The 24,759-nt window shown below is 72.9% G+C and carries 24 protein-coding genes and 1 tRNA gene; 12 read left to right on the forward strand and 13 right to left on the reverse strand.

The window, feature by feature from the left end:
• Window positions 1-47: 47 nt before the first annotated feature.
• Window positions 48-653, forward strand: a complete 606-nt coding sequence (locus tag RIU97_RS31380; RefSeq protein ID WP_327413063.1) for a TetR/AcrR family transcriptional regulator — start codon at window positions 48-50, stop codon at window positions 651-653.
• Window positions 654-657: 4 nt separating this feature from the next.
• On the opposite strand, the gene RIU97_RS31385 is transcribed toward RIU97_RS31380, so the two are convergent.
• The gene (locus RIU97_RS31385) at window positions 658-1,764 is read right to left on the reverse strand and encodes an alkene reductase (RefSeq protein ID WP_404960936.1); all 1,107 of its coding nucleotides are present in this window, start codon (window positions 1,762-1,764) and stop codon (window positions 658-660) included.
• 52 nt (window positions 1,765-1,816) lie between these two features.
• On the opposite strand from RIU97_RS31385, the gene RIU97_RS31390 reads away from it, so the two are divergent.
• A complete protein-coding gene (locus tag RIU97_RS31390) occupies window positions 1,817-2,185 on the forward strand; it encodes a MerR family transcriptional regulator (protein ID WP_404963018.1) in 369 nt (122 codons plus the stop codon).
• A 54-nt stretch (window positions 2,186-2,239) separates the two neighbouring features.
• Here the strand turns inward: RIU97_RS31390 and RIU97_RS31395 are convergent, their stop codons facing one another.
• The 7 genes from RIU97_RS31395 to RIU97_RS31425 all read right to left on the reverse strand — a co-directional run bounded on the left by RIU97_RS31395 (window position 2,240) and on the right by RIU97_RS31425 (window position 7,398).
• Entirely contained in the window at window positions 2,240-3,472 is a 1,233-nt protein-coding gene (locus RIU97_RS31395) for an acyl-CoA dehydrogenase family protein (RefSeq protein ID WP_404960937.1), read from the reverse strand.
• An 11-nt stretch (window positions 3,473-3,483) separates the two neighbouring features.
• Window positions 3,484-4,524 (reverse strand): phosphotransferase family protein, encoded by a 1,041-nt coding sequence (locus RIU97_RS31400; protein ID WP_404960938.1) that lies wholly within the window; start codon window positions 4,522-4,524, stop codon window positions 3,484-3,486.
• Between the two features lie 111 nt (window positions 4,525-4,635).
• Window positions 4,636-5,547, reverse strand: coding sequence for an MBL fold metallo-hydrolase (locus tag RIU97_RS31405; protein ID WP_404960939.1), 912 nt, complete (start codon window positions 5,545-5,547; stop codon window positions 4,636-4,638).
• A gap of 150 nt (window positions 5,548-5,697) precedes the next feature.
• On the reverse strand, window positions 5,698-5,994 hold the full coding sequence (locus RIU97_RS31410; protein WP_361763948.1) for a hypothetical protein: 297 nt from the start codon (window positions 5,992-5,994) through the stop codon (window positions 5,698-5,700).
• Window positions 5,995-6,145: 151 nt separating this feature from the next.
• Window positions 6,146-6,463, reverse strand: coding sequence for a DUF202 domain-containing protein (locus tag RIU97_RS31415; protein WP_404960940.1), 318 nt, complete (start codon window positions 6,461-6,463; stop codon window positions 6,146-6,148).
• The gene (locus tag RIU97_RS31420; protein ID WP_404960941.1) at window positions 6,460-6,858 is read right to left on the reverse strand and encodes a YidH family protein; all 399 of its coding nucleotides are present in this window, start codon (window positions 6,856-6,858) and stop codon (window positions 6,460-6,462) included. The genes RIU97_RS31415 and RIU97_RS31420 overlap by 4 nt, the downstream gene beginning before the upstream one ends.
• A gap of 9 nt (window positions 6,859-6,867) precedes the next feature.
• Window positions 6,868-7,398 (reverse strand): NUDIX hydrolase, encoded by a 531-nt coding sequence (locus RIU97_RS31425; RefSeq protein ID WP_404960942.1) that lies wholly within the window; start codon window positions 7,396-7,398, stop codon window positions 6,868-6,870.
• A gap of 76 nt (window positions 7,399-7,474) precedes the next feature.
• Between RIU97_RS31425 and RIU97_RS31430 the strand changes: the two genes are divergently transcribed.
• The gene (locus RIU97_RS31430) at window positions 7,475-9,130 is read left to right on the forward strand and encodes an FAD-binding dehydrogenase (protein ID WP_404960943.1); all 1,656 of its coding nucleotides are present in this window, start codon (window positions 7,475-7,477) and stop codon (window positions 9,128-9,130) included.
• A gap of 152 nt (window positions 9,131-9,282) precedes the next feature.
• Here RIU97_RS31430 and RIU97_RS31435 read toward each other — a convergent pair whose 3' ends face one another.
• Window positions 9,283-9,708 carry an ASCH domain-containing protein gene (locus RIU97_RS31435; protein WP_404960944.1) on the reverse strand — a complete coding sequence of 142 codons (426 nt, stop codon included), beginning with the start codon at window positions 9,706-9,708 and terminating at the stop codon, window positions 9,283-9,285.
• 266 nt (window positions 9,709-9,974) lie between these two features.
• On the opposite strand from RIU97_RS31435, the gene RIU97_RS31440 reads away from it, so the two are divergent.
• The 3 genes from RIU97_RS31440 (at window position 9,975) to RIU97_RS31450 (ending at window position 14,240) form a co-directional block, all read left to right on the forward strand.
• Window positions 9,975-10,922 carry a hypothetical protein gene (locus tag RIU97_RS31440; protein ID WP_404960945.1) on the forward strand — a complete coding sequence of 316 codons (948 nt, stop codon included), beginning with the start codon at window positions 9,975-9,977 and terminating at the stop codon, window positions 10,920-10,922.
• A gap of 113 nt (window positions 10,923-11,035) precedes the next feature.
• A complete protein-coding gene (locus RIU97_RS31445) occupies window positions 11,036-12,580 on the forward strand; it encodes an APC family permease (protein ID WP_404960946.1) in 1,545 nt (514 codons plus the stop codon).
• A gap of 220 nt (window positions 12,581-12,800) precedes the next feature.
• Complete coding sequence (locus RIU97_RS31450; RefSeq protein ID WP_404963019.1) at window positions 12,801-14,240, forward strand: amino acid permease; 1,440 nt, start codon at window positions 12,801-12,803, stop codon at window positions 14,238-14,240.
• A 904-nt stretch (window positions 14,241-15,144) separates the two neighbouring features.
• Here RIU97_RS31450 and RIU97_RS31455 read toward each other — a convergent pair.
• A tRNA-Leu gene (locus tag RIU97_RS31455) sits at window positions 15,145-15,232 on the reverse strand.
• A 167-nt stretch (window positions 15,233-15,399) separates the two neighbouring features.
• Between RIU97_RS31455 and RIU97_RS31460 the strand changes: the two genes are divergently transcribed.
• The 3 genes from RIU97_RS31460 (at window position 15,400) to RIU97_RS31470 (ending at window position 18,121) form a co-directional block, all read left to right on the forward strand.
• Window positions 15,400-16,725 (forward strand): M20/M25/M40 family metallo-hydrolase, encoded by a 1,326-nt coding sequence (locus tag RIU97_RS31460; protein WP_319723551.1) that lies wholly within the window; start codon window positions 15,400-15,402, stop codon window positions 16,723-16,725.
• A gap of 129 nt (window positions 16,726-16,854) precedes the next feature.
• A complete protein-coding gene (gene chpH, locus RIU97_RS31465) occupies window positions 16,855-17,088 on the forward strand; it encodes a chaplin ChpH (protein ID WP_030720343.1) in 234 nt (77 codons plus the stop codon).
• A gap of 199 nt (window positions 17,089-17,287) precedes the next feature.
• Window positions 17,288-18,121, forward strand: coding sequence for a chaplin family protein (locus RIU97_RS31470; protein WP_404960947.1), 834 nt, complete (start codon window positions 17,288-17,290; stop codon window positions 18,119-18,121).
• 39 nt (window positions 18,122-18,160) lie between these two features.
• Here RIU97_RS31470 and RIU97_RS31475 read toward each other — a convergent pair whose 3' ends face one another.
• Entirely contained in the window at window positions 18,161-18,349 is a 189-nt protein-coding gene (locus RIU97_RS31475) for a DUF5703 family protein (RefSeq protein WP_404960948.1), read from the reverse strand.
• Window positions 18,350-18,396: 47 nt separating this feature from the next.
• Between RIU97_RS31475 and RIU97_RS31480 the strand changes: the two genes are divergently transcribed.
• Complete coding sequence (locus RIU97_RS31480; RefSeq protein ID WP_404960949.1) at window positions 18,397-19,071, forward strand: hypothetical protein; 675 nt, start codon at window positions 18,397-18,399, stop codon at window positions 19,069-19,071.
• Window positions 19,072-19,149: 78 nt separating this feature from the next.
• On the opposite strand, the gene RIU97_RS31485 is transcribed toward RIU97_RS31480, so the two are convergent.
• Together RIU97_RS31485 and RIU97_RS31490 are read right to left on the reverse strand one after the other, a co-directional pair.
• Complete coding sequence (locus RIU97_RS31485) at window positions 19,150-21,447, reverse strand: ATP-binding domain-containing protein (RefSeq protein WP_404960950.1); 2,298 nt, start codon at window positions 21,445-21,447, stop codon at window positions 19,150-19,152.
• A 158-nt stretch (window positions 21,448-21,605) separates the two neighbouring features.
• Window positions 21,606-22,589 (reverse strand): aldo/keto reductase, encoded by a 984-nt coding sequence (locus RIU97_RS31490; RefSeq protein WP_404960951.1) that lies wholly within the window; start codon window positions 22,587-22,589, stop codon window positions 21,606-21,608.
• Window positions 22,590-22,689: 100 nt separating this feature from the next.
• On the opposite strand from RIU97_RS31490, the gene RIU97_RS31495 reads away from it, so the two are divergent.
• On the forward strand, window positions 22,690-23,739 hold the full coding sequence (locus RIU97_RS31495) for an LLM class F420-dependent oxidoreductase (RefSeq protein WP_404960952.1): 1,050 nt from the start codon (window positions 22,690-22,692) through the stop codon (window positions 23,737-23,739).
• A 223-nt stretch (window positions 23,740-23,962) separates the two neighbouring features.
• On the forward strand, window positions 23,963-24,751 hold the full coding sequence (locus RIU97_RS31500) for a ferritin-like domain-containing protein (protein WP_404960953.1): 789 nt from the start codon (window positions 23,963-23,965) through the stop codon (window positions 24,749-24,751).
• The last annotated feature ends 8 nt before the right edge of the window (window positions 24,752-24,759 follow it).

Here is a 24,759-nt window from a genome sequence, read left to right on the forward strand (position 1 = left end):
GCTGGTCGCAGTGACCAGGCAGGAAACAGGAAGGGAAGGTCAGCGCCATGGCGGCCAGGACCACGGAACCCGCAGGCACGCACGAAGCCCCGGTACCGCAGCGGCTGCTGGCCGTCGCCACCCGGCTGTTCGCCGAGCGCGGCTACGACCGCACCTCGGTCCAGGAGATCGTCGAGGCGGCCGGGGTCACCAAGGGTGCGCTCTACCACTACTTCGGGTCCAAGGACGACCTGCTGCACGAGGTGTACGCGCGGATGCTGCGCCTGCAGCAGCAGCGGCTCGACGCGGTGGCCGATTCCGACGCTCCCGTCGAGGAGCGGCTGCGGGCGGCTGCCGCCGACGTGGTCGTCACCACCATCGAGAACCTCGACGACGCGATGATCTTCTTCCGGTCGATGCACCAGCTCAGCCCCGAGAAGTTCAAGCAGGTCCGGGCGGAGCGCCGGCGCTACCACGAGCGCTTCCGGGCACTGATCGAGGAGGGCCAGCGCACGGGCGTGTTCTCCAGCGCGACCCCCGCCGACCTGGTCGTCGACTACCACTTCGGCTCCGTGCACCACCTGTCCACCTGGTACCGGGCTGACGGCCCGCTCACGCCGCAGCAGGTCGCCGATCACCTCGCCGACCTGCTGCTGCGCGCGCTGCGCCCCTGACGGGTCACCGCTCCAGGACGGGGTAGTCGGTGTAGCCCTCCGCCCCCTGTACGTACATCAGGAACTCCGGGCGGACCTCGTTGAGGGGCGCGCCCGCGCGCAGCCGCTCGACGAAATCGGGGTTGGCGAGGAAGCCCCGGCCCAGGGCGACCAGATCGGCGCCCGCAGCCAGCAGCTGCTCGCCGCGCCGCCGGCCGCCGTCGGCCGCGACCTCCTCGCGGGAGAGCGCGGGGTTGGCGATCAGCGTGCCGGGCCAGGCCCGGCGGATCTCCGTGAAGCGGGGCTGGTCCGGGTCGGCGTACACCTGGTGCAGATAGGCGGGTCCGAGGTCCGCCAGGGCCTTGAGCAGCGCCGGATAGATCTCCTCGGTGTCGCCCTCCTCGATGCCGTTGACGGTCAGCCCGGGCGAGATCCGTACGCCGACCCGCTCGGCTCCGATCGCCCCGGCGACGGCCCGGACCACCTCGGCGGTGAAGCGGATCCGCCCCTCGACGGACCCGCCCCACTCGTCGGTGCGCCGGTTGGTGTTCCGCGAGAGGAACTGGTGGAGGAGGTGGCCGTTGGCGGAGTGCACCTCCACTCCGGCGAAGCCCGCCTCGACGGCGTTGCGGGCGGCGTCCGCGAAGTCGGCGATGGTCGCCCCGATGTCCTGCGCCGTCATCTCCCGGGGAGGGACGGCCTCCCGCAGCCCGCCGGGCGTGTGCAGCGGCTCGGGGAAGCGCACGGCCGACGGGGCGAGCGGGACGTGCCCGCTGGTGTCGGGGTGGCCGACCCGGCCGCCGTGCTGAAGCTGGAGGAACATCCGCCCGCCGGCCGCGCGCACGGCCTCGGTGACCCGGCGCCATCCGGCGATCTGCGCGGGGCTGTGGATGCCGGGGATGTGCGGATAGGTCTGGCCGACGGCGTTCGGGGTGGTGCCCTCGGCGATGATCAGACCGGCCGACGCGCGCTGGGCGTAGTACGTGGCCATGAGCTCGCCCGGGACCCCGTCGGCCCCGGCGCGGTTGCGCGTCAGCGGCGCCATCACCAGGCGGCTGGGGAGCTCCAGGCCGCCGAGGCGGGCGGATTCGAAGAGACGGGACGTGGTGGGAGCCTGCTGTGTCTGCGTCATGCCGGTACCGTAGAACCTGACATTGATGTCAGATTCAAGACTGAGGTGGGCCATGCGGATCGGGGAACTGGCGGCGCGCACCGGTGTCGGCGAGCGTTCGCTGCGCTACTACGAGACCCAGGGCCTGCTCGTGTCCGACCGGACGCCCGGCGGCCACCGGGAGTTCTCCGAGCGGGCCGTGGACCGGGTCATCCGCATCCAGGAGCTCTACGCGGCCGGCCTCAACAGTGCGAAGATCGCGCGGATCCTGCCCTGCATGCGGGACGAGGACGGCGGCCCGTCCGTGCGCGCCACCCCGCGGCTGGTGGCCGAGCTGACCGCCGAGCGGGAGCGGATCGACCGGCTGATCGGCGACCTCCTCCGCTCCCGCGAGGTCCTGGACGAGGTCATCGACGCGGCGGCGGGCGCCGCCACCGCCTGACCCCGGCCGGGCGGGCCGGGCCGGGCCGGGCGGAAGCGCGGACCGCCGGAGTCCTCACATGTGGCGCTTCAGCTCCCGCCGCGCCAGCGACCGCTGGTGGACCTCGTCCGGTCCGTCGGCCAGCCGCAGCGTCCGTGCCGCCGCCCACAGTTCGGCCAGCGGGAAGTCCTGGCTCACCCCGCCCGCGCCGTGCAGCTGCACCGCGTCGTCGAGGATCCGCACCACCGCCCGCGGGGTCGCGATCTTGATGGCCTGGATCTCGGTGTGAGCCCCCCGGTTCCCGACCGTGTCCATCAGCCAGGCCGTCTTCAGCACCAGCAGCCGCAGCTGCTCCACCGTGACCCGCGCATCGGCGATCCAGTTCTGCACGACGCCCTGGGCGGCCAGCGGCTTGCCGAAGGCGGTACGGTCCACCGCGCGCCGGCACATCAGGTCGATGGCCCGCTCCGCCATGCCGATCAGCCGCATGCAGTGGTGGATGCGGCCGGGGCCGAGCCGGGCCTGGGCGATCGCGAAGCCGCTGCCCTCCTCGCCGATCAGGTTCGCCGCCGGGACCCGCGCCCCGTCGAAGACCACCTCGGCGTGGCCGCCGTGGTCGTGGTCCTCGTACCCGTAGACCGTCATGGCCCGGCGCACCTCGACGCCGGGGGTGTCGCGCGGGACCAAGATCATCGACTGCTGGCGGCGCGGATCGGCGCCCTCCGGGTCGGTCTTGCCCATCACGATGAAGATCCTGCAGTCCGGGTTCATCGCCCCGGAGATGAACCACTTGCGCCCGGTGACCACGTACTCGTCGCCGTCGCGCTCGATCCGCGTCTCGATGTTCGTCGCGTCCGAGGAGGCCACGTCGGGCTCGGTCATCGCGAAGGCGGAGCGGATCTCGCCGGCCAGCAGCGGCTCCAGCCACTGCTTCTTCTGCGCCTCGTCGCCGAACTGCGCGAGCAGCTCCATGTTCCCGGTGTCGGGGGCCGCGCAGTTCGTCGCCATCGGCGCCAGGTGCGGGCTGCGGCCGGTGATCTCGGCGAGCGGCGCGTACTGGAGGTTGGTCAGCCCGGCGCCGTGCTCGGCATCCGGACCGCCGTGCTGGTCCACGAAGAAGAGGTTCCACAGGCCCTGGCGGCGTGCCTCGGCCTTCAGTTCACCGAAGACGGCCGGGGTGTCCCAGGGCGAGGCCAGCCGCGCGCGCTGCTCGGCGGCGACGGGCTCCGCCGGGTAGACGTACTCCTCCATGAACGCGAGCAGCTGCTCGCGGAGTTCCTCGGTCCGGGCGTCGAATGCGAAGTCCATGGGTGCGTGCCTCAGCCTTCCTGGAGTTCCTGCAGGGTGGTCAGTCCGTGCTCGATGAAGACCGGCACCAGCTCGCCGATCCGGTCGAAGCCCGCACCGACGGTCTGCCCGAGCGTGTAGCGGTAGTGGATGCCTTCGAGGATCACCGCGAGCTTGAACCAGGCGAAGGCCGTGTACCAGGCGATGCCCCCGGTGTCCCGGCCGGAGCGGGCGGCGTACCGTTCGACCAGCTCGGCGGGGGCCGGATGGCCCGGCGCGCCGCTCGTCGTACTGACCGCAGACGCGGTCAGGCCGAGGTCGGAGCTGTACATCACGAGCAGCCCGAGGTCGGTCAGCGGATCCCCGAGGGTGGACATCTCCCAGTCCAGCACCGCCCGGATCGTGTCGTCCGGGCCGCCGATCAGGACGTTGTCGAGCCGGAAGTCCCCGTGCACCACCGTCGGGGCGGGGGAGACGGGCAGCGTCCGGCCGAGCGTGGCGTGCAGCTCGTCGATCCCGGCGAGCTCCCGCCCCCGGGAGGCCGCGAGCTGCTTGCCCCAGCGGCGCAGCTGCCGGTCGAGGAACCCCTCCGGTCGGCCGAAGTCGCCCAGGCCCACCGCCTCCGGATCCACCGCGTGCAGCTCGACCAGCGTGTCCACCAGGCCCAGCACCGCCCGCCGGGTGCGCTCCGGGCCGAGCGCGGCGAGCTCGCCGGCCGTCCGGTACGGCACCCCGTCCACGTACTCCATGACGTAGAACGGAGCCCCGAGCACGGCCTCGTCCTCGCACAGCAGCACCGGCTCGGGCACCGGCACGGCCGTGCCGTGCAGCGCCTCGATGACCCGGTGCTCGCGCCGCATGTCGTGCGCGGTGGCCAGTACGTGGCCCAGCGGCGGCCGGCGCACCACCCAGCGGGCGGTCCCGTCGGTGATCTCGTAGGTGAGGTTCGACCGGCCGCCTTCGATCAGCCGGCCGCGCAGGGGCCCGGTCACGAGGCCCGGCCGCGCGCGGTCGAGATGACCGCGCAGCCGCTCCAGATCCAGGCCGCGCGGGTCGGCCGGGGCTGAGGTCATGGGTGCGCACCTCCGTGCGGAGTGAGAACAGCGGAATGCCATCATGCCGACCAGTCGGTATGCCGTCCAGAGCGCGGGCCGAAAGAAGACCTTCCGCCCGGCAATGTCATGTCACGCGTGACAGAGGATCGGCGTTCCGCCGTTCATCACCGTCATGTCCTTCAGGACCGCCAGGATGTCCAGCGGCACGCCCTCCGGCTCCCCGGCCAGTTCCGCGTACGCCCGGTGAACGTTCGCCACCAGCCGCTCGCTCTCCCGCCATGCGGCGAACTCCCCGAGATCGGCCTGCCGGGCCACCTCCAGCGGGGTCAGCCCCTTCGCCCGCCCCTCCCGGGCGAGCTCGGCCACGTACCGCAGGTATCGTTCGGTGGCCTCGTAGGCCGAGGCGTCGGTCAGGGGTCCGTGGCCCGGTACGACCGTCTCCGCGCCCAGCGAGCGCAGCAGCTCCAGCGCCCGCAGGGAGCCGGCGAGGGAGCCCATCGCCAGGAACGGGGTCCCCTCTGCGAAGACCAGGTCCCCGGTGAAGACCACCCGCTGCCGGGGCAGCCACACGATCGAGTCCCCGGTCGTATGCGCCACGCCCGGGTGGATGACCTGCACCTCCGTCCCGCCCACGTGCACCGTCGCCCGGTCGCTGTAGGTGAGATCGGGCGCGGTGATGTCGATCGCGCCGAAGTCGGTGGCGGGCCAGATCAGCTCCAGCTGGTGGCCGGCGGCGAGCTGCTCGGTGCGCGCGCTGTCGTGCCCGAGGATCAGCGCCTCGGGGGCGAAGACGCCGTTGCCGTAGGTGTGGTCGCCGTGGTGGTGGGTGTTCACCACCGTGCGGGGGAGCGGCACCCCGGCCGCCACGACCGCCTCGCGCAGCGCCAGCGCCCGCCGCTCGGTGGCGGCGGTGTCTATGAGCAGGGTCCGGCCGCCGTCGCTCACGAAGCCGGCGTTGTTCAGGCACCAGCCGCCGTCCGGCTGGACGTAGGCGTACACCCCCGGCGCGGGCTGGACGAGGTACGGCTCTTCGACGGGCATCTGGACTCTCCCCGGGTCGCTTTGACGGGCGGTCAGCATCCTGCCAGCCGTCGCCGCGCCGGGGGAGAGCGGGTGCCGCACGCCGGCCGGCCCCTCCCGTACGGGGGCGCCGCTCAGCGGGAGAGTCGGTGGCGCCGGTCAGAGGCCCGGTCAGTGGTCGTCGTAGTGCCCGTCGTGCGCGGCGTGCCGGTGTCCGTCGTGCACGTAGTCGACGTGGTCGCCGTGCTGGACCGTCTCGTGCCCGCAGCCCGAGCCGTGCGCGTGGTCGTGGCCGTCGTGAGCGGTGTGCCCGGTGGGCTCGCACTCGTCCCAGTGCCCCGAGTGCTCCCGGTGCAGATGGCCGTCATGCGCGTAGTCGACGTGGTCGCCGTGCCGAACCGCCTGGTGCCCGCAGTCCGCGCCGTGCGTGTGCTGGTGTGTGGGGTGTTCGTGGTGCAGGGTCGTCATGGCGCCGAGATTAGTGTGGATCGCCGGGTATCGCCCGTTGTGTCCGTGCGACGCGTAAAACCGCGATCATCCGACCGGGGCGACCGGGGCGACCGGGGCGACCGGGGCGACCGGGAGCCAGGACCGGGGACCGGGGGGCCGTGGCCGGGACTCAGAGGATCACCGCCACGGCGACCAGGGCCAGCGCCATCGTGCACCCCGCCGCCGCCAGCGCCGCCCGCGGCGAGAGCCCCGGCGGCCGGTCCGCCGCCAGCGCCCGGATCCGGCGGTGCGCCACCCACAGGAACAGCAGCCACACCAGCGCGATCACCGCCGCCCCGGCCACCTCCACCGGCGCGCCGGACCCGCGCAGGGCCTGCCGCAGCGCCAGCACCGCCACCACCGAGGAGGCCAGCGTCGTACGCCGCCACGCGAGCCGGGTGCGCTCGGGCTGCAGCCCGGCGTCGCGGTCGGTGCCCGACCCGCTCACTGTCCCGTCGTCCAGCCCATCAGCACGACCACCACCATCATCAGCGCGACCAGCCCCACGCCCAGGCTCAGCACCACGGGGAAGCGCGACAGCGGCAGGTCCTCGCCCCGCCGCATCGCCCGCTCGCACCGCACCCAGTGGTTCACCGCCCGCAGCGCACAGGCCGCACCCACCGCGAGCAGCGCGAAGGCCATCCCGACCCGCACCCCCCAGCGCAGGTCCGGCAGGAACTGGTCGACGGCGAAGCCGCCGCCCACCAGGGCCAGCGCGGTCCGGATCCAGGCCAGGAAGGTCCGTTCGTTGGCCAGCGAGAAGCGGTAGTCGGGGGTCTCGCCCTCGTCCTTCAGCCTCGCGGGTGCGAACCAGAGGCGCACGTCCTTGACGAAGTCGATCACCCGGCCAATCTACTGGCCGGCCACCCGGAACTCGCGCAGCCGCCGGTGGGCCTCCAGCCCGTCCGGCACCCAGGCCCAGTCCCCGCCCCCGACCCGCCGGTCCAGTTCCTCCTGCGTGAGGTACGTGTGCCAGTCGACCTCCGACACCTGAGGGGCCACCGGCAGCTCGCAGCGCACCTCGTGCACGTACGACCACCAGGCCCCGCCCGGACCCTCGTACAGGAACTTGAACAGCGGCGTCGGCTGCGGCAGCCCCCGTACCCCCAGCTCCTCCTCGGCCTCCCGCAGCGCGGCCTGCGCGTACGTCTCGCCGGCGCCCACCACCCCGCCCACGAACATGTCGTAGTGCGAGGGGAAGACCAGCTTCGAGGCGGTGCGCCGGTGGACGAAGATCCGCCCCTGCGCGTCCCTCGCCTGCACGAACACGCAGCGGTGGATCAGCCCCCGGGCGTACACCTCGCCGCGCGGGGCCCGTCCGGTCACCCGGTCGTCCCGGTCCACCACGTCCAGTACTTCATCAGCGGCACTCACACGGTCCATCCAACCACCCCTGTTGACTGGTTACCGCTCCGTAGCCAAGGATCTGCCCCACCACCGACGGAGGACGGGTAGCCGCATGACGTACGACGCAGACGTGATCGTGATCGGAGCCGGGCTCGCGGGCCTCGTGGCCACCGCCGAGCTCGTCGACGCGGGCCGCAAGGTCATCCTGCTCGACCAGGAGCCGGAGCAGTCCATCGGCGGTCAGGCGCACTGGTCGTTCGGCGGCCTGTTCTTCGTGGACTCGCCCGAGCAGCGCCGGATGCGGATCAAGGACGATCACGCACTCGCCCTCCAGGACTGGCTGGGCACCGCCGGCTTCGACCGCGAGGAGGACGCCTGGCCGCGCCGCTGGGCCGAGGCCTACGTCGACTTCGCGGCCGGCGAGAAGCGCTCCTGGCTGCACGGCCAGGGCGTCCGCTTCTTCCCCGTCGTCGGCTGGGCGGAGCGCGGCGGCTACGACGCCAACGGCCACGGGAACTCCGTCCCCCGCTTCCACATCACCTGGGGCACCGGCCCCGGCCTGGTCGCCCCCTTCGAGCGGCGCGTGCGGGCCGGGGTGGCCCGCGGCCTGGTCCGGCTGGGGTTCCGCCACCGGGTCACCGGGCTCTCCGCCACCGCCGGCGCGCTGGACACCGTGACGGGCGAGGTCCTGGCGCCCTCCGGCGCCGAACGGGGCACCGCGAGCAGCCGCGAGGTCACCGGGGAGTTCACCCTGCGGGCCCAGGCCGTGATCGTCACCAGCGGCGGCATCGGCGGCAACCACGACCTCGTGCGCGCCCAGTGGCCGGCCCGGCTCGGCACCCCGCCGCAACGGATGCTCTCCGGGGTTCCGGCGCACGTGGACGGCCTGATGCTCGGCATCGCGGAGGCGGCCGGCGCCAGCCACATCAACAAGGACCGGATGTGGCACTACACCGAGGGCATCGAGAACTGGAACCCGATCTGGGCCAGGCACGGCATACGCATCCTGCCCGGCCCGTCCCCGCTGTGGCTGGACGCGACGGGCAAGCGGCTGCCGGTGCCGCTGTTCCCCGGCTTCGACACCCTCGGCACCCTCGACCACATCATGAAGACCGGGCACGACCACACCTGGTTCGTGCTCAACCAGCGGATCATCGGCAAGGAGTTCGCGCTCTCCGGCTCCGAGCAGAACCCGGACCTGACCGGGAAGTCGGTCCGTGACGTGATCACCCGCGCCCGCCAGGCCGTACCCGGCCCGGTCAAGGCCTTCATGGCCAACGGCGCCGACTTCGTCGTCGAGCGCGACCTGTCCGCCCTGGTCCGCGGGATGAACGCGGTGACCAAGGAAGACCTCCTCGACGAGGCCACCGTCCGGGGCGAGATCGTGGCCCGCGACCGCGAGATCGCCAACCCCTTCACCAAGGACCTGCAGGTCACGGCCATCCACGGGGCGCGCAGATACCTCGGCGACAAGCTGATCCGAACGGCCGCCCCGCACCGGATCCTGGATCCCGCCGCCGGGCCGCTGATCGCGGTACGGCTCTCGATCCTGACCCGCAAGTCCCTGGGCGGCCTGGAGACCGACCTCTCCTCCCGCGTCCTGACCGGCGCGGGTGAGCCGCTGCCCGGCCTCTACGCGGCGGGCGAGGCGGCCGGGTTCGGCGGCGGCGGCGTCCACGGCTACCGGGCCCTGGAGGGCACCTTCCTCGGCGGCTGCATCTTCTCGGGGCGCGCGGCGGGCCGCGCCGCGGCCCTGGCGACCGGCTGACGGACCCGGCGCCCGTCGGCTGGTCCCACCGGGCCGGCGTCCGCCCGTCGGCCGGTCCCACCGGGCCGGTGTCCGCCCGTCGGCCGGTCCCACCGGGCCGGCGTCCGCCCGGCGGCTGTCGCCGCGCGGGCGGGCCCGGCCGAACCGTTCCGTCAGACCAGCCGCTCGGTGATCCGGAACCGCTCCGCGACGACGAGGGTGTCGTCGTCGACCGTGAACCCCGGGTCACCGACGGCCGCGCGCACCGGCTCGCTGTGCCAGAAGTCCTCGTGTGCCGTACGCCATTCGGCCACGGACGTGAATCCCTCGCCCTCGTCGAGCGCGTGCGCCAGCCCGACGTCCCCGAGCCGCAGCACCTCCACGGCCGTCACCTCCACCACCGCAACCCCCTGCTCCCCGGAATCGACGAGCAGGGAACGGACCCCCGGCTCCGGCAGCGGTTCGCCCTCGGCCTCGTACTCCGCGAGCAGGCCGGTGGTGCTGGTCTTCGCCCCGCTCAGCACGGCCGCGACCAACTGGTCGCGCAGCGGACCGGGAAACCCCAGCAGGTAGGGAGGGAGATCGTCGTAAGTGGTCACGGGGTCACCCTACGACGATGCCCCCGCGCTCTCCCGAACCCGTACAACCGCCCCAACTCGCATCGCCATCACTGCAGTTGAAACCCGCCACGCAGTGGACTGGACCTTGACTCGGAGGCGTGCGTACCGCTTTGCTGTGCGTGATCACCGGTGCGCTCACCGGCACGATCTCCCGACCACCAGGCCGAACCGCTCGCGTGCGCCCTGCGCGCGTTTCCGGCCGCCGCCGACCTTCGTCCGCCCGCGTCCTGGAGGGAAACCCGCGGATGTCCCCGCCTCCGCCGCCCCTCGGCCGCGCCCGCAAGCGGGAAGCCCAGCTCTTCGACCCGGCCCTCTGCGACGCCGAACTCGTCGACGTCCGCACCCAGTTCACCCAGGGCCGGTGGGCCAGGGCCCGCTCCCTCCTCGTCGGGACCGGCGACGACTGGGACCGCCGGGCCCACCGCGTCGTCGTCCTCGCCCAGACCCCGGCGGCCACCGCCTGGGCCCGCGAATGGCTGCTCGCCGAGCCGGAGAGCGCCGACGCCGCCACCCTCCTCGCCTGCGCCGCCGTCTTCACCGCCCTGCGCCACAAGGGCACCCCGGCCGCCGCCGAGGAAGCCTGCCGCCGGGCCGCCGCCCTGCACCCCGCCGACCCCACCCCCTGGCTCGGACTGCTCCTCCTCTCCCGGGCCTTCGGCAGCGAGGAGGAGTTCAGCCGCCACTTCGACCAGGTCCGGGCCCGCCACCGCGAGCACCACCACGCCCACCACCTGATGGTCGCCCGGCTGGCCGAACGCGCCCTCGCTGCCGGCCAGGACCCGCTCCACGAGGTATACGACTTCGCGGCCTGGGCCGCCGAGGAGTCCCCGGCCGACTCCCCGCTCGCCGTGCTCCCCGTCGTCGCGCACGCCGAGCGCTACCGGGTCCTCGCCGCCACCCACGGCCACACCCCCGAGGCAGCGGCCGCCCACTGGGCCGGCCGCCGCGCCCGCCAGGTCCTGCGCTCCGCCTTCGACTGGTGGCTGGAGTGGGAGCGCGACGACCACCCCCGCAACCGGGTCGACCTCAACTTCCTCGCCCACGCCAAACTCTGCGAGGGCCGCCCCGCCGAGGCCGCCGCCCTCTTCCACCGGATCGGCAGCCACGCCACCCGCGCCCCGTGGTCCTATCCGGACCGGGACCCGCAGAAGGCCTTCCTCGCCGCGCGCAGCGTCGCGCTCGGCACCGCCTGACACCGAAGCCGCCGCCCCCGAGAGAACCGCGCCACCAGAGAACCGCGCCACCAGAGAACCGCACTCCCAGAGAACCGCCCCCGAGAGAACCGCGCCCCCGAAAGGACGCCGCCATGCCGACGGGCAGATCCACCACGCTCCAGGACCCGGCCGAGATCCGTACGTACAAGGGCCAGGACCGCGCCCTGCGCGCCGACCGCCTCGGCACCGCCGGCCTGCTCCTGTCCGTACTCGCCGCCAGCGCGCCCCTGATGGTCGTCGCCGGTGTCATGCCCACGACCTTCGGGGTCATGGGCATCGTCGGCCAGCCCCTGCTCTTCGTCATCCTCGGCGCCGTCCTCGCGCTCTTCAGCATCGGCTACGCCGAGATGAGCCGGCACGTCCACAACGCCGGCGCCTTCTACGCGTACATCGCCCGCGGCCTCGGCCCCACCGCCGGCGCCGGTGCCTCCCTCGTCGCCCTCGTCGCGTACAGCGCCATGCAGTGCGGCGTCTACGGCATCCTCGGCTTCGAGATCTCCGGCCTCTTCGCCACCTACCTGGAGATCGAACTCTCCTGGTGGATACCGGCCCTGCTCGCCGTCGCCGTCACCGGCGCGCTCGGCTGGCTCAAGATCGACCTCAACGCCAAGGTCCTCGGGGTCCTCCTCCTCGTCGAGTGCGCCCTCGTCGTCGTCTTCGACATCGCCGCCCTCGCCGAGCCCGGCGCCGAAGGCCTCTCGCTGCACGCCTTCAACCCCGAGACCCTCAGCGGAGCCGGCTTCGGCACCGCGCTCTGCTTCTGCATCGCCGCCTTCGTCGGCTTCGAGCAGTCCCCGGTCTACGCCGAGGAGACCAGCAAGCCGCACATCGTCGTCTCCCGGGTGATGTTCCTGGCCGTCGCCTTCGTCGCCCTCTTCTTCGCCCTCAGCGCCTGGGCCCTCACCGTCGCCACCGGCCCCGCCGAGGTCGTGAAGACCTCCGCCGAAGCCGGCCCCGGCCTGCTCTTCCAGCTCACCGAGAGCCGTCTCGGCACCACCTTCACCGACGTCCTGCACGTCCTCTTCGTGACCGGCATGTTCGCGGCCATGCTCAGCTTCCACAACGTGGTCGCCCGCTACGCCTTCGCCATGGGCCGCGAGGGCCTGCTCCCCGCCGCCTTCGGCCGGACCAACGCCGGCACCGGCGCCCCCGGAACCGGCTCCCTCCTGCAGACCGGCATCGCCGCGCTCGTCGTGATCGCCTTCGCCGTCACCGACGACATGCCCGCCGGCGACCCCACCGCCCCCGTCCTGCACCTGTTCACCTGGATGGGCAGCGTCGGAGCCCTCGGTGTGACCCTCCTCATGGCCGCCGCCTCCTTCGCCGTCATCGCCTTCTTCGTCCGCCGCGGCACCGCCGGCGCCCAGGTCTGGCGCCTCGCCGCGGCCGGCGCCGCCGGTCTCGCGCTCCTCGCCATCGCCGTCTACACCGTCAAGGACTTCGGCGTCCTGGTCGGCGCCGAGAAGGGCTCCGCGCTCAGCTGGGCCCTGCCCGGCATCATCGGCGCCGCCGTCGTGGGCGGCCTGCTCTACGGAGCCGTGCTGCGCCGCAGCCGCCCCGAGGTGCACGCCCGCATCGGCCTGGGCAACGAGGCCTTCCGCCTCGATCAGGCGGCAGCGGCCGGTACCACCGACTGACCTCGCTTTCGAGCGCCTACGAAGCCCCCGGCACCCCTTTCCAAGGTCGTCGGGGGCTTCGGCGTGCGGGGGGCCGATTTTGGCGGGTGGCGGACCCTCATGGTCTCCTGGGGCGACAAATTCACCGGACCGCGACACAGGGGACACCACCCAGCTCCCCTGCGCCGCGGAACGGACCTGCCGTCCGACCCCCACGAAGGCGAAGTCATACATGAGTGACCTGAGTGACCGCACCTTGACCGAGGCCCCCGCCCCGGCGTCTTCCCGCCATGTCGACGCCGGTGACGAGGGCTACAGCAAGGACCTCAAGTCCCGCCACATCAACATGATCGCGATCGGCGGAGCGATAGGCACCGGGCTGTTCCTCGGCGCCGGCGGCCGCCTCGCCGGTGCGGGCCCCTCCCTCGCGATCGCCTACGCGGTCTGCGGAGTCTTCGCCTTCTTCGTCGTCCGGGCGCTCGGCGAGCTCGTCCTGTACCGCCCCTCCTCCGGCGCCTTCGTCTCCTACGCGCGCGAGTTCATGGGGGAGAAGGGCGCGTACACGGCCGGTTGGCTGTACTTCCTGAACTGGTCCACCACCACCGTGGCCGACATCACGGCCGCCGCGACCTACGCCCACTTCTGGTCGATGTTCACCGACGTCCCCCAGTGGGTCCTCGCGTTCATCGCCCTCGCCGTCGTCCTCACCGCCAACCTGATCTCGGTGAAGTACTTCGGCGAGATGGAGTTCTGGTTCTCGCTGGTCAAGGTCGCCGCCCTGGTGATCTTTCTGATCGTCGGCATCTGGCTCGTCGCCACCAGCCACGAGATCGGCGGCCACACCCCGGGCCTCTCCACCATCACCGACAACGGCGGGATCTTCCCCTCCGGGATGCTCCCGATGCTCCTGGTGGTCCAGGGCGTGGTCTTCGCGTACGCCTCCGTCGAGCTCTGCGGCGTCGCCGCCGGCGAGACCGAGAACCCCGAGAAGATCATGCCGAAGGCGATCAACTCGATCATGTGGCGCGTGGGCCTCTTCTACGTCGGCTCGGTCGTCCTCCTCGCTCTCCTGCTGCCCTACACGGCGTACAGCTCCGACCAGAGCCCCTTCGTCACCGTCTTCGACAAGCTCGGCGTCCCCGGCGCCGCCGGCGTCATGAACCTGGTCGTGCTCACCGCGGCCCTCTCCAGCCTGAACTCCGGCCTCTACTCCACCGGCCGCATCCTGCGCTCGATGGCCATGTCCGGCTCCGCGCCGAGGTTCACCGGCCTCATGAACAAGGGCAAGGTCCCCTACGGCGGCGTCCTCTTCACCGCCGCCTTCGGCGTCGCGGGCGTCGGCCTGAACTACTTCATGCCCAAGGACGCCTTCGAGATCGTCCTCAACTTCGCCTCGCTCGGCATCCTCGGCACCTGGGGCATGGTCATGCTCTGCTCGCTCTTCTTCTGGCGCCGCGCCCAGCAGGGCAGCCTGGAGCGGCCCTCGTACCGCCTGCCCTGGGCCCCGTACACCCAGCTCGTGACCCTGGCCTTCCTCCTGACGGTCCTGGTCCTGATGTGGTGCGACGGCGGAGTCGGCCGCACCACGGTCATGTTCGTCCCCCTCATCGGCGCCGCCCTGGTCGGCGGCTGGTTCCTGGTCCGCGGCCGAGTAGCCGAGCTCGCCGCCTCCCGCGACTGACCCGCCTCCCGGTCCACGAGGCCCCCCGCGCCGGAGCTCCCCTTCCCGCGCGGGGGGCTTCGGCGTTCCCCGCCCCGCGCTGGGACCCCCGGCCGCGCTTGACACCCCATGCCACCTGATCAAGCTGAGCCGCATGGAGTCACCACGGAAGGGAAACCATGCAGCCTGCCGGACCCCGCGAACGACGGCGACGACGAGTTCGCCTCGCTGGGCCCGGGAGCCCTGCTGAACCTGGGCCGGCTCGCTGCCTACGACCGGCACGCCGACCAGCTGCCCCGCACTGCTGCCCGAACGGCACCAGATCGTCTTCCGGGCCTCGCCCACACCGGCCGACGTGCCGTCCGCCGACACCGCCCAGCGGATCATCTACCGCGCGGAGCTGCCCGTCCGCCCCGAACTCGGCTCCCTGCAGGCCCCCCGATGAGCTCAACCGGCGCCCCGCGACCTTCGGCGCTCTCGGCCCTACGTCAGCCTGCTGACCGGCCACCAGGACTACGTGGAAAACACGGCGTTCCTCTCCGCCGTGCAAGCCGTCGCATCCGCCGCCCGGCTGCGCGAGATCCGTGTGCTGGCGGAGACGTACGTGCGCCGCTTCCGTACCCGCGCCGACGGCGAAGCCCGCCTCGGCCGAGCGGCGCACCCTCCTGGAGCGCACCACGCACGCCCAGGGGCTACCTGGGGCCCTCCCTGCGGCCGTCCACCTACCACGCCACCCTCAGGCGCCGACCTGGAACGGCACGCACCGGCTGCTGGCCGGCGAACTGGGGACGGCGCTGCTGGACGGGCATCCCGCCCGCGTCCCGGAGCCGCGCAACCTGCCGGACGGGAGCCGGGCGCGCGCGAGGCAGCCGTCTCCGGACGCACGAAAGGCCGGCCGGGATTTCTCCCGACCGGCCTTTCGCCGTGGTGTCCGAGGGGGGACTTGAACCCCCACGCCCGATAAAGGGCACTAGCACCTCAAGCTAGCGCGTCTGCCATTCCGCCACCCGGACAAGGTGTCTGTCTCGCGTCCCTCGCGGGCCGTTCCGACGTGGAAAACATTACCAAACATTCCGGGGGCCTCGATCACACCCCCTGACGGCCGGGGATCGCCCTTGGGGAGAGCGGCCCGGGGCGGGAGGATGGAGGTGTTCGGTACTGATCAGTGGGAGGAAGCAGCGTGAGCGAGTCGAGCGCGGGCAGGACCGTCTCCGGCGAGGACGAGGTAGTCGACCTCTGCCGGGACCTCATCCGGATCGACACCAGCAACTACGGAGACCACTCGGGCCCCGGGGAGCGCAAGGCGGCGGAGTGGGTCGCCGAGAAGCTCGCCGAGGTCGGGCTGGAGCCGCAGATCTTCGAATCGCACAAGGGGCGCGCCTCGACCGTGGCGCGGATCGAGGGGGAGGACCCCTCCCGGCCGGCGCTGCTGATCCACGGGCACACCGACGTGGTTCCGGCCAATGCCGCGGACTGGACGTACGACCCGTTCGCGGGCGAGATCGCCGACGGCTGCGTGTGGGGCCGCGGCGCCGTCGACATGAAGGACATGGACGCGATGACGCTGGCCGTCGTGCGCGACCGGATGCGCAGCGGGCGCAAGCCCCCGCGCGACATCGTGCTGGCCTTCCTCGCGGACGAGGAGGCGGGCGGCATCTACGGCGCCCGGCACCTCGTCGACAAGCACCCCGGCCTGTTCGAGGGCGTCACCGAGGCGATCGGCGAGGTCGGCGGCTTCTCCTTCACCGTGAACGAGAACCTGCGGCTCTACCTCGTGGAGACCGCCCAGAAGGGCATGCACTGGATGCGGCTCACGGTGGAGGGCACCGCGGGCCACGGCTCCATGACCAACAACGACAACGCCATCACGGAGCTGTGCGAGGCCGTGGGGCGGCTCGGCCGCCACCAGTGGCCGGTGCGGGTGACCAAGACCGTACGGAGCTTCCTGGACGAGCTCTCGGACGCGCTGGGGACCCCGCTGGACCCGGACAACATGGACGAGACCCTCGCCAAGCTCGGCGGCATCGCCAAGATGGTCGGCGCGACGCTGCGCAACTCGGCCGCCCCGACGATGCTCGGCGCCGGCTACAAGGTCAACGTCATCCCCGGCCAGGCGACGGCCCACGTCGACGGCCGCTTCCTGCCGGGCTACGAGGACGAGTTCTTCGCCGACCTGGACCGCATCCTCGGGCCGCGCGTGAAGCGGGAGGACGTGCACGGCGACAAGGCGCTGGAAACCGACTTCGACGGGCGGTTGGTGGACGCCATGCAGGGCGCCCTGAAGGCCGAGGACCCGATCGCGCGGGCGGTCCCGTACATGCTCTCGGGCGGTACGGACGCCAAGTCCTTCGACGACCTCGGCATCCGCTGCTTCGGCTTCGCGCCGCTGCAGCTGCCGCCGGAGCTGGACTTCGCCGGGATGTTCCACGGCGTGGACGAGCGCGTGCCCGTGGACGGACTGAAGTTCGGCGTGCGCGTGCTCGACCGGTTCATCGACAACGCCTGAAATTCGGCTAGGTGTGCGCATTCCACTGAGAAGAGTGAATGCACTCATACGCTCGTAGCCCTGGTGATCCCTCCTCGTTACAGGTGGTGCGGTCCGCGGCTGGGACCGCATTGCCTACTAGGAGGAACAATGATCAAGAAGGTTGTCGCCGCTGCGGCTGCCACTGGTGGCCTGGTTCTCGCGGGTGCGGGTCTGGCTGTCGCCGACGCGGGTGCCCAGGGTGCGGCCATCGGCTCCCCCGGTGTCCTGTCCGGCAACGTCGTCCAGGTTCCGGTCCACATCCCGGTGAACGTGTGCGGGAACTCCGTTTCCGTCATCGGCCTGCTGAACCCGGCCTTCGGCAACACCTGCGTCAACGCCTGACGCGTCTGAAGTCTTGGGCCCCGGAGCGCATCCCAGCGCTCCGGGGCCACCGGGCTTTCCGGCCCGGATTCTCATCTTCGGCGTACTGGGCGGGGGAGCCTGGACGGCCGGGCCGCCGAGAGACGGCCGAAACGCACACACCAGGGGACGAGTACAGATGCGACGACCGGCACAGGTCACCAGGAAGACCCTGATCACCATGGCTGCCGCAGGGGGTGTCCTCGCCCTGGGCGGGGGCTACGCACACGCGGACTCCGGCGCCTCGGGGCACGCCGCGAACTCTCCGGGACTGCTGTCCGGGAACAACGTGCAGGCACCCGTGGACGCGCCGGTGAACGCCTGCGGGAACACGGTCACGGTGGTGGGAGGCCTCAATCCGGCCTTCGGGAACCACTGCTCGAACGGGTTCCACGGCAAGCCCGGCAAGCACGGCAAGCCCGGCAAGCCGGGCAACCCCGGCCACCCGGGCAATCCGGGACACCCCGGCAGCCCCGGACACCCCGGCAACCCGGGACACCCGGGCGACGGCGACGAGCCGTGCGACGACCACCCCGGCAACCCCGGTAACCCGGGCACGCCGGGCGGCGAGAACCCCGGCAACCCCGGTAACCCGGGCACGCCGGGCGGCGAGAACCCCGGCAACCCCGGCAACCCCGGCACGCCGGGTGGCGAGAACCCCGGCAACCCCGGGAATCCCGGTACGCCCGGCGGTGAGAACCCCGGCACCCCGGGCAACCCCGGCACCCCGGGCGGTGAGAACCCCGGAAACCCGGGCACTCCCGGTACGCCCGGCACGGGCACTCCGGGCACTCCCGGTACGCCGGCCAACCCCGGCACCGGTCCCGTCACTCCCGTGACCCCGGTCACGCACCCCGGCCCGGGAACCGGCACGCAGACCGGCGGCAGCCCCGGGCAGTCGGCCGGTCTCGCCGCCACCGGCTCCGGTGACGTCCTCACCGCAGGCCTCCCGCTCGCGGGCGGCCTGCTGCTGGCGGGCAGCGTGCTCTACCGGCGCGCCCGCAACGCCGCCTGACGGCTGCTCACGACGCGGGCCCCGCCCCCGGGGCCCGCGTCACCAGGTCGCGCGGATCTGGCGGATGATCCGGCGGCGCAGTCGCACACGGCGACTGCCGTCCCGGTACAGCCTCAGCCGGTCGAGTTCCCAGTTCCCGTATTCGGCATGATCGGTCAGCAGGCGGGTCGCCTCCTTGCGAGGAACACCGCGGGGCACGTACACGTCGACAAATTCGTATTCCGGCATCGCATCTATTGTGCGGGCAGAGCCCTCGTACGGATAGCGTCTCCTCTATGTCTGATGCCGCTCTGCCCACTGTTGCCGAGGTACGCGCCGCCGCCGAGGCGGTCAAGGCCGCGCTCGACCGTCACCTCGCCGCGGTCGAGCGCAGGACCGGGGACGAGGACCCGGACGTCTACGCCGCTTTCAACGAACTCGCCGCCGCGGCCGAGGAGTACGACGAACTCCTCTACGACCGCTACGACGAGGTCACTCCCTTCGAGATCCCCACGCCCGAGGACGGTGTGCCCTACACCGGTCCCGCCGAGCCCGCCGCCTTCAGCGTGCTCATCCGCCGCGACTACTCCGTCGTCGAACCGCCGCGGCTGATCGCCCAGGCGGAGCGGATCGCCGCGCACGACCGGGACGCCGAGTTCGTCCAGGACGGCGGCACCGCCGAGGCGCTGGGTGTCCTCTTCGGGGAGTACGAGCCCGACGAGATCGCATCCCGCTTCAAGGACTTCGGGCTGGAGGAGGGCGACTCCACGCTCTGGATCGCCGCCTCGGAGGAGATGGCGGAACCGGGGGAGTGGCTGAACTCGCCCTTCGGGAACATCGATCCGCAGGACGTCCTGCACCGCTTCGACGTCAGCTCCGTCTTCGACGAGGAGTCCGACGAGTTCGACGAGGGCGAGGATGAGGGCGAGGATGAGGACGAGACCGCGAAGCCGGGGCTGACCCCGGCCTGAGTCCTGGCCTGAACCCCGGCCCGACCCCCGCCCGGCACCGGTGGCCCCCGCCCCGCGGGGCGGGGGCCACGGCCGGAGTCACTCCGCCTGTGCGCCCGCCGTCGCGAGCGCCTTCAGCAGGCCCGTCAGCCGTGTCGTACGCGGCTTCGGCAGCACCTCGGCCACCGCGCGCGGCAGCGCCTGGTCGACGCCGTGCACCACCGACAGGTGCCGCTCGGCCCGCCCGAACGCCGTGTAGACCCAGTCCCGCGACAGCGCCTGCGCCGCGTCACCCGGCAGGACGACGACCACCGCCGGCCAGCGCGTGCCGACGGCCTGATGCGCCGTCACCGCCCAGCCGTGCCGCACCTGGGACTCCACGAGCTCCTTCGGTACGACGATCCGTACGCCCGCACGGTCCAGGTGCAGCCCCTGGGCGTCGGCCGACACCACCCTGGCAGCCAGCGCCCGCCCGGCGGACGGCACGTGGACCACCCGGTCGCCGGGGTCGAAGCCGCCGAACCGGCCGGGACCGGGGTTCAGCCGCTCCTTGAGGGCGTTGTTCAGCGCCCGCGTCCCCGCAGAGCCGCCGTGGCCCGGGGTGATCACCTGCACGCTGTCCGCCGGGATCCCGAAGGCCCGCGGGACCGACTCGGCCACCAGCTGCACGGCCCGGTGCACGGCCTCCCCGGCGTCCTGCACCGGGACGATGACGACCTCGTTGCCGGGGGCGTCCACCTGGTTCAGCTCGCCGACCCCGACCCCGGAGACGAGTTCTCCGAGAGGGCCCGGATCCGGGGTGCGGGAGACCACCTGGGGGCACGTACGGGCCGCCAGCACATCGGCGAACACCCGTCCGGCCCCGGCGGACGCGAGCACTCCGGGGTCCCCGGAAAGCACCAGCCTGGCCCCGTCCGGCACGGACTCCACCAGCGCGGCCGCGGTCTCCACGTCCAGCTGCGGCGCGTCCAGCACCACGAGGAGGTCCAGCGCGAACTGCCCGTCCGCGTCCCGCCCGGGCCCCTCCGCCCCGGACAGCAGCCCCGCCACGGTCACCGAGTCGGGGCCGCCGGGCGCGTGCGCGGCCGGGCAGGCCCGCAGCCCCAGCTCCCGGGCCGCCGCGACCAGGGCGAACGCCTCGGTACGCGCGGCCTCCCCGCCGGTGTGGGCGACCAGGCCGTGGCCCGCGACCGTGCGGATCAGTTCGGCGGCGGACGGCCCGGGCGCGGCCCCGGCGGCCCGCTCCCAGTCCGCGGGCGCGTCGAAGGCGCCGGACGCGAGCCGCGCCAGTCCGTCGGCCAGGCTCTCCTCGGCCATGGCAGAACCCTCCAGGCCCACGAGGAGACGTACGGGCTGCTCCTCGCCCTCCTCGACCGGCGGGCCGAGGGGCTCGTGGAAGACCAGCACCGAGCCGTCCGCGATGGCCTGTTCCAGTGCTCCGGCCGGGTCCGGTACGCCGTACTGGGCCAGGGCCTTCTCCAGCACCGGAGCCTCCAGTGCGGTGTGCCCCTTGAGCCCGGCCTGGGCCAGCAGCCAGCCGACCAGCACGGTGGTGCGGCGCTCGTCCCCGGGACCGGCCTCGGAGCCCAGCAGGGACCGTGCGAAGCCGTCCGCCTGGGTCGGGCGCACGGCCGGGACCGACAGCAGCCGCCAGGGGTTCTCGGCGAGCTGCTCGGCGGCGCCGTCGCCGAGCGCCGCCGCGGCCGGGCCGGCCAGGGACTCGGGGGCGCCACCGCGGGCCAGGACGGACCGTACGCCCTCGACGGCGTCGGCGGAGGGCGCCGCCGCGGCCACCGGCGCCGGGGCCGCGGGGCGCGGCGCGGCGGGAGCGGGGGCCGGCCTGCGGGGCGCGGCCGGGGCCTCGTCGAAGTACACGGCGGGGGGCTGCTCCCCGCTCTCCACGGCCCGTACGGCGGCCAGCAGGTCGGCGGCCTTGCCGCTGAGCTTCGCCCCGGCCTCGACGGGCGCCTCCCGCTCGGCCTTGCGCCGGGCGATCCGCTCCCGCTCGACCTTCTGCGCGGCGAGCTCGGCCTGGGCCTCGGTGAGTGCGGGCGCCGCCTGCCCCCCGGCGTCGGCCTCGGCTCCGGCCTCAACCTCGGCCTCGGCTCCGGCCTGAACCTCGGCCTCGGCGTCGGCCTGAACCTCGGCGTCCGCCTGAACCTCGGCCTCGGCCTGAACCTCGGCGTCGGCCTGAACCTCGGCGTCCGCCTGAACCTCGGCGTCCGCCTGAACCTCGGCGTCGGCCTGAACCTCGGCCTCGGCCTCGGCGTCGGCCTCAACCTCGGCCCCGGCCTCAACCTCGGCCTCGGATCCGATCTCGGCGTCGGCCTCGGCTCCCGCCTCGGGCCCGGCGTCGCCGCCGGCCTCGGAGGCGGGCCCTGCGGGGCTTTCTCCCACCCCGCCCCTTCCTGAAACCGGGGGCTCCGCCCCCGGTCCGCCTTCAACGGCTTCGCCGTGCGGTGCGGCAGGCCCGGCCTCGGGCCCGCCCGAGTCGGCCTGTGCCCCGGCCGGTTCCTCCGCGGCAGTGGCTTCGGTTTCGGCTTGGCGGTCCGTACTCACAGCGTGCTCCAGTCCTGATCGGGATAGCGGTGCACGGGCGCCGACACATCGTCCAACGCCCGGCAGATCTCCTCCGGAAGACTAAGGGCCTCCACCGACAGCGCCGCCGCGAGCTGCGCCGACGTCCGGGCACCGACGATCGGCGCGACCACCCCCGGCCGGTCCCGGATCCACGCGAGGGCCACCTCGAGCGGGGTCACGGCCAGCCCCCGGGCCGCCGTCACCACCGCGTCCACGATCCGGCCCGCCGCCTCGTCGAGGTACGGGTCCACGAAGGCGGCCAGGGACTCCGAGGCGCCCCGGGAATCCGCCGGCACGCCGTCCCGGTACTTGCCCGTCAGCACGCCGCGCCCCAGAGGGGAGGAGGGCAGCAGGCCGATCCCGAGGTCCAGTGCGGCCGGCAGGACCTCCCGCTCCACGCCCCGCTGCAGCAGCGAGTACTCCATCTGCGTCGAGGCGATGCGGGTCCGCACGCCGGGCGCCGCGAGCTGCCAGGTCGCCGCCTTCGCCAGCTGCCAGCCGCAGTAGTTGGAGACCCCGGCGTACCGGGCCCGGCCGCTGCTCACCGCCAGGTCCAGCGCCTGCAGGGTCTCCTCGAGCGGGGTCGCCGGATCGAAGGCGTGCACCTGCCAGAGGTCGACGTGGTCGGTGCCCAGCCGGTCCAGCGAGGCGTCCAGCGCGTCGAGCAGGTGTCCGCGCGAGCCGTCGAACCGCCGGTCCGGGTCCGGCACGCTGCCCGCCTTGGTCGCGATCACCAGGTCCCGGCGCGGGACGAGCCCGCCCACCAGCCGCCCGAGGAGGTACTCCGCCTCCCCGCCCCCGTACACGTCGGCCGTGTCGACGAGGGTGCCGCCCGCCTCCCAGAAGGTCTTCACCTGCTCGGCGGCGGCTTCCTCACCGGTGTCGCGGCCCCACGTGAGGGTGCCGAGGCCGATCCGGGAAACGCGCAGTCCGGTGCGGCCGAGATGCCTCTGCTCCATGAGCGCTGAGACTACTGGGGCGCTGACGCGGAGCACCCTGGCGCGCTACAGTCCCCGCACACCAACGTTACTGATCGGTAAACCGGTAAGGGGACGACACATGCGGCTCGGCATCAATCTCGGTTACTGGGGCGCGGGCATGGACGCCGACAACCTCGCCGTCGCCCAGGAGGCCGACCGCCTGGGCTACGACGTCTGCTGGGCCGCCGAGGCCTACGGCTCCGACGCCCCGACCGTGCTCGCCTGGGTCGCCGCCCAGACCGAGCGCATCGACGTCGGCTCGGCGATCCTGCAGATCCCGGCCCGGCAGCCCGCGATGACCGCCATGACGGCGGCCACCCTCGATTCGCTCACCAAGGGCCGCTTCCGGCTCGGCCTCGGCGTCTCCGGCCCGCAGGTGTCCGAGGGCTGGTACGGCGTCAAGTTCGACAAGCCGCTCGCGCGGACCCGCGAGTACGTGGAGATCGTCCGCAAGGCCATGAGCCGCGAGCGCCTCTCCTACGAGGGCGAGCACTGGACCCTGCCGCTGCCGGGCGGTCCGGGCAAGCCCCTGAAGCTGACCGTGCACCCCGAGCGCGAGCACATCCCGCTCTACATCGCCGCCATCGGTCCCAAGAACCTGGAGCAGACCGGCGAGATCGCCGACGGCGCCCTGCTGATCTTCCCGGCCGCCGAGCACCTGGAGGCCACCGCCCTCACCCACATCCGGGCGGGCCGCGAGAAGGCCGGGCTGACCATGGACGGCTTCGACGTCTGCCCGACCGTGCCGCTGGCCCTCGGCGAGGACGTGAACGCGCTCGCGGACATGTTCCGTCCCTACACCGCCCTGTACGTCGGCGGCATGGGCAGCCGGAAGCAGAACTTCTACAACCAGCTGGCCCAGCGCATGGGCTACGAGAAGGAGGCCGCCGAGATCCAGGACAAGTACCTGGCCGGCGACAAGACCGGCGCGGCCGAGGCCGTCCCGCACTCGCTGATCGACTCGACCGCGCTGCTCGGTCCGGTCGGCCGCATCGCGGACGGGATGCGGGCCTACGCGGAGGCCGGGGTCACCACCCTCACGCTGGCCCCGGCCGGATTCACCCTGGACGAGCGGATCGCCGCCCTGCGGGCCGGCACCGAGGCCATGGAGCTCGCAGGACTGGCCTGACATCCGGGTCCAGGCCCGCCGGGACGCAGGGCGGCGTCGGAAGGGAGAGGTCTGCGGCCGTGGTGGGGGCTCGGGGGTCTTCCCCGCCACGGCCGACACAGCCAACAACGCCCGGGGTGCCCGCAGGGTTACGCGCGACGGTCCATCCCCTCGTTTCGTTCATTCGGGCGAGTAGGGGGACCCATCGGTTGCCGGTCCCCGCGACCGGCGTTTGACTCGGTTCATGCTCTCTGCCCGCAGCCTGTTCCAGGAGATCGTCGACAACGACGAGTCCTTCCAGCTGTTCTGCTCCATCGCCGCCAGCGGGGAGTCCCAGGGCGGTTGGGAGAACGCCCGGATCGCGGCCCTGGTGCCGGACTCCATGCGCGACCTCGCTCCCAAGATCACCCGGCACGGCGCGGACGAGGACAAGCACGGCCGGATCTTCCACGCGCTGCTCCGCAAGCGCGGCCTGCCGCCGGTCCCCGTCCCGCCCGAGACCGACTACACGATGCTGCTGGAGCGCCGCGGCATCGGCCTCGCGCACGACAAGCTGCGCCGCGAGGAGGCGCTGACCGAGGAGGACATCGTCGTCTACCTCGCGCACAGCCGCGTCACCGAACAGCGCGCCGCCGACCAGATGGGCATGCTCGTCAGGTACTTCGGCGACCACCACGAGGTCGGCAAGGCCATCCACATGATCAGCAACGACGAGGCCAACCACCTCGCCTACTGCCACGAGGAACTGCTGCGCCTGGCCCGCGCGGGCCACGGCCGGACCATCCAGCGCGTGCTCCGCGAGAGCGCGCTCGTCGAGATCGGCGTCTACCGGGACGTCAGCCTCGCCGTCATGGACCACATGGGACGGGTGCTGCGCTGGCCCGCCCCGAAGGCGGCCGCGCTCGCCGCCGGCATCCGCGGCATGTACGCGTACGAGCGGTTCAGCGGCTGGCACCGGATGGTCAGCCTGCGGACGCCCCAGCGCCGCAACGCGCTGGGCGGCGCACCGGCCGGCACGCCCGAGTTCGCGTAGCCGGGCGC

The organism is Streptomyces sp. 147326, assembly GCF_045000215.1.
In the GTDB taxonomy this organism is placed as follows: Bacteria; Actinomycetota; Actinomycetes; order Streptomycetales; family Streptomycetaceae; genus Streptomyces.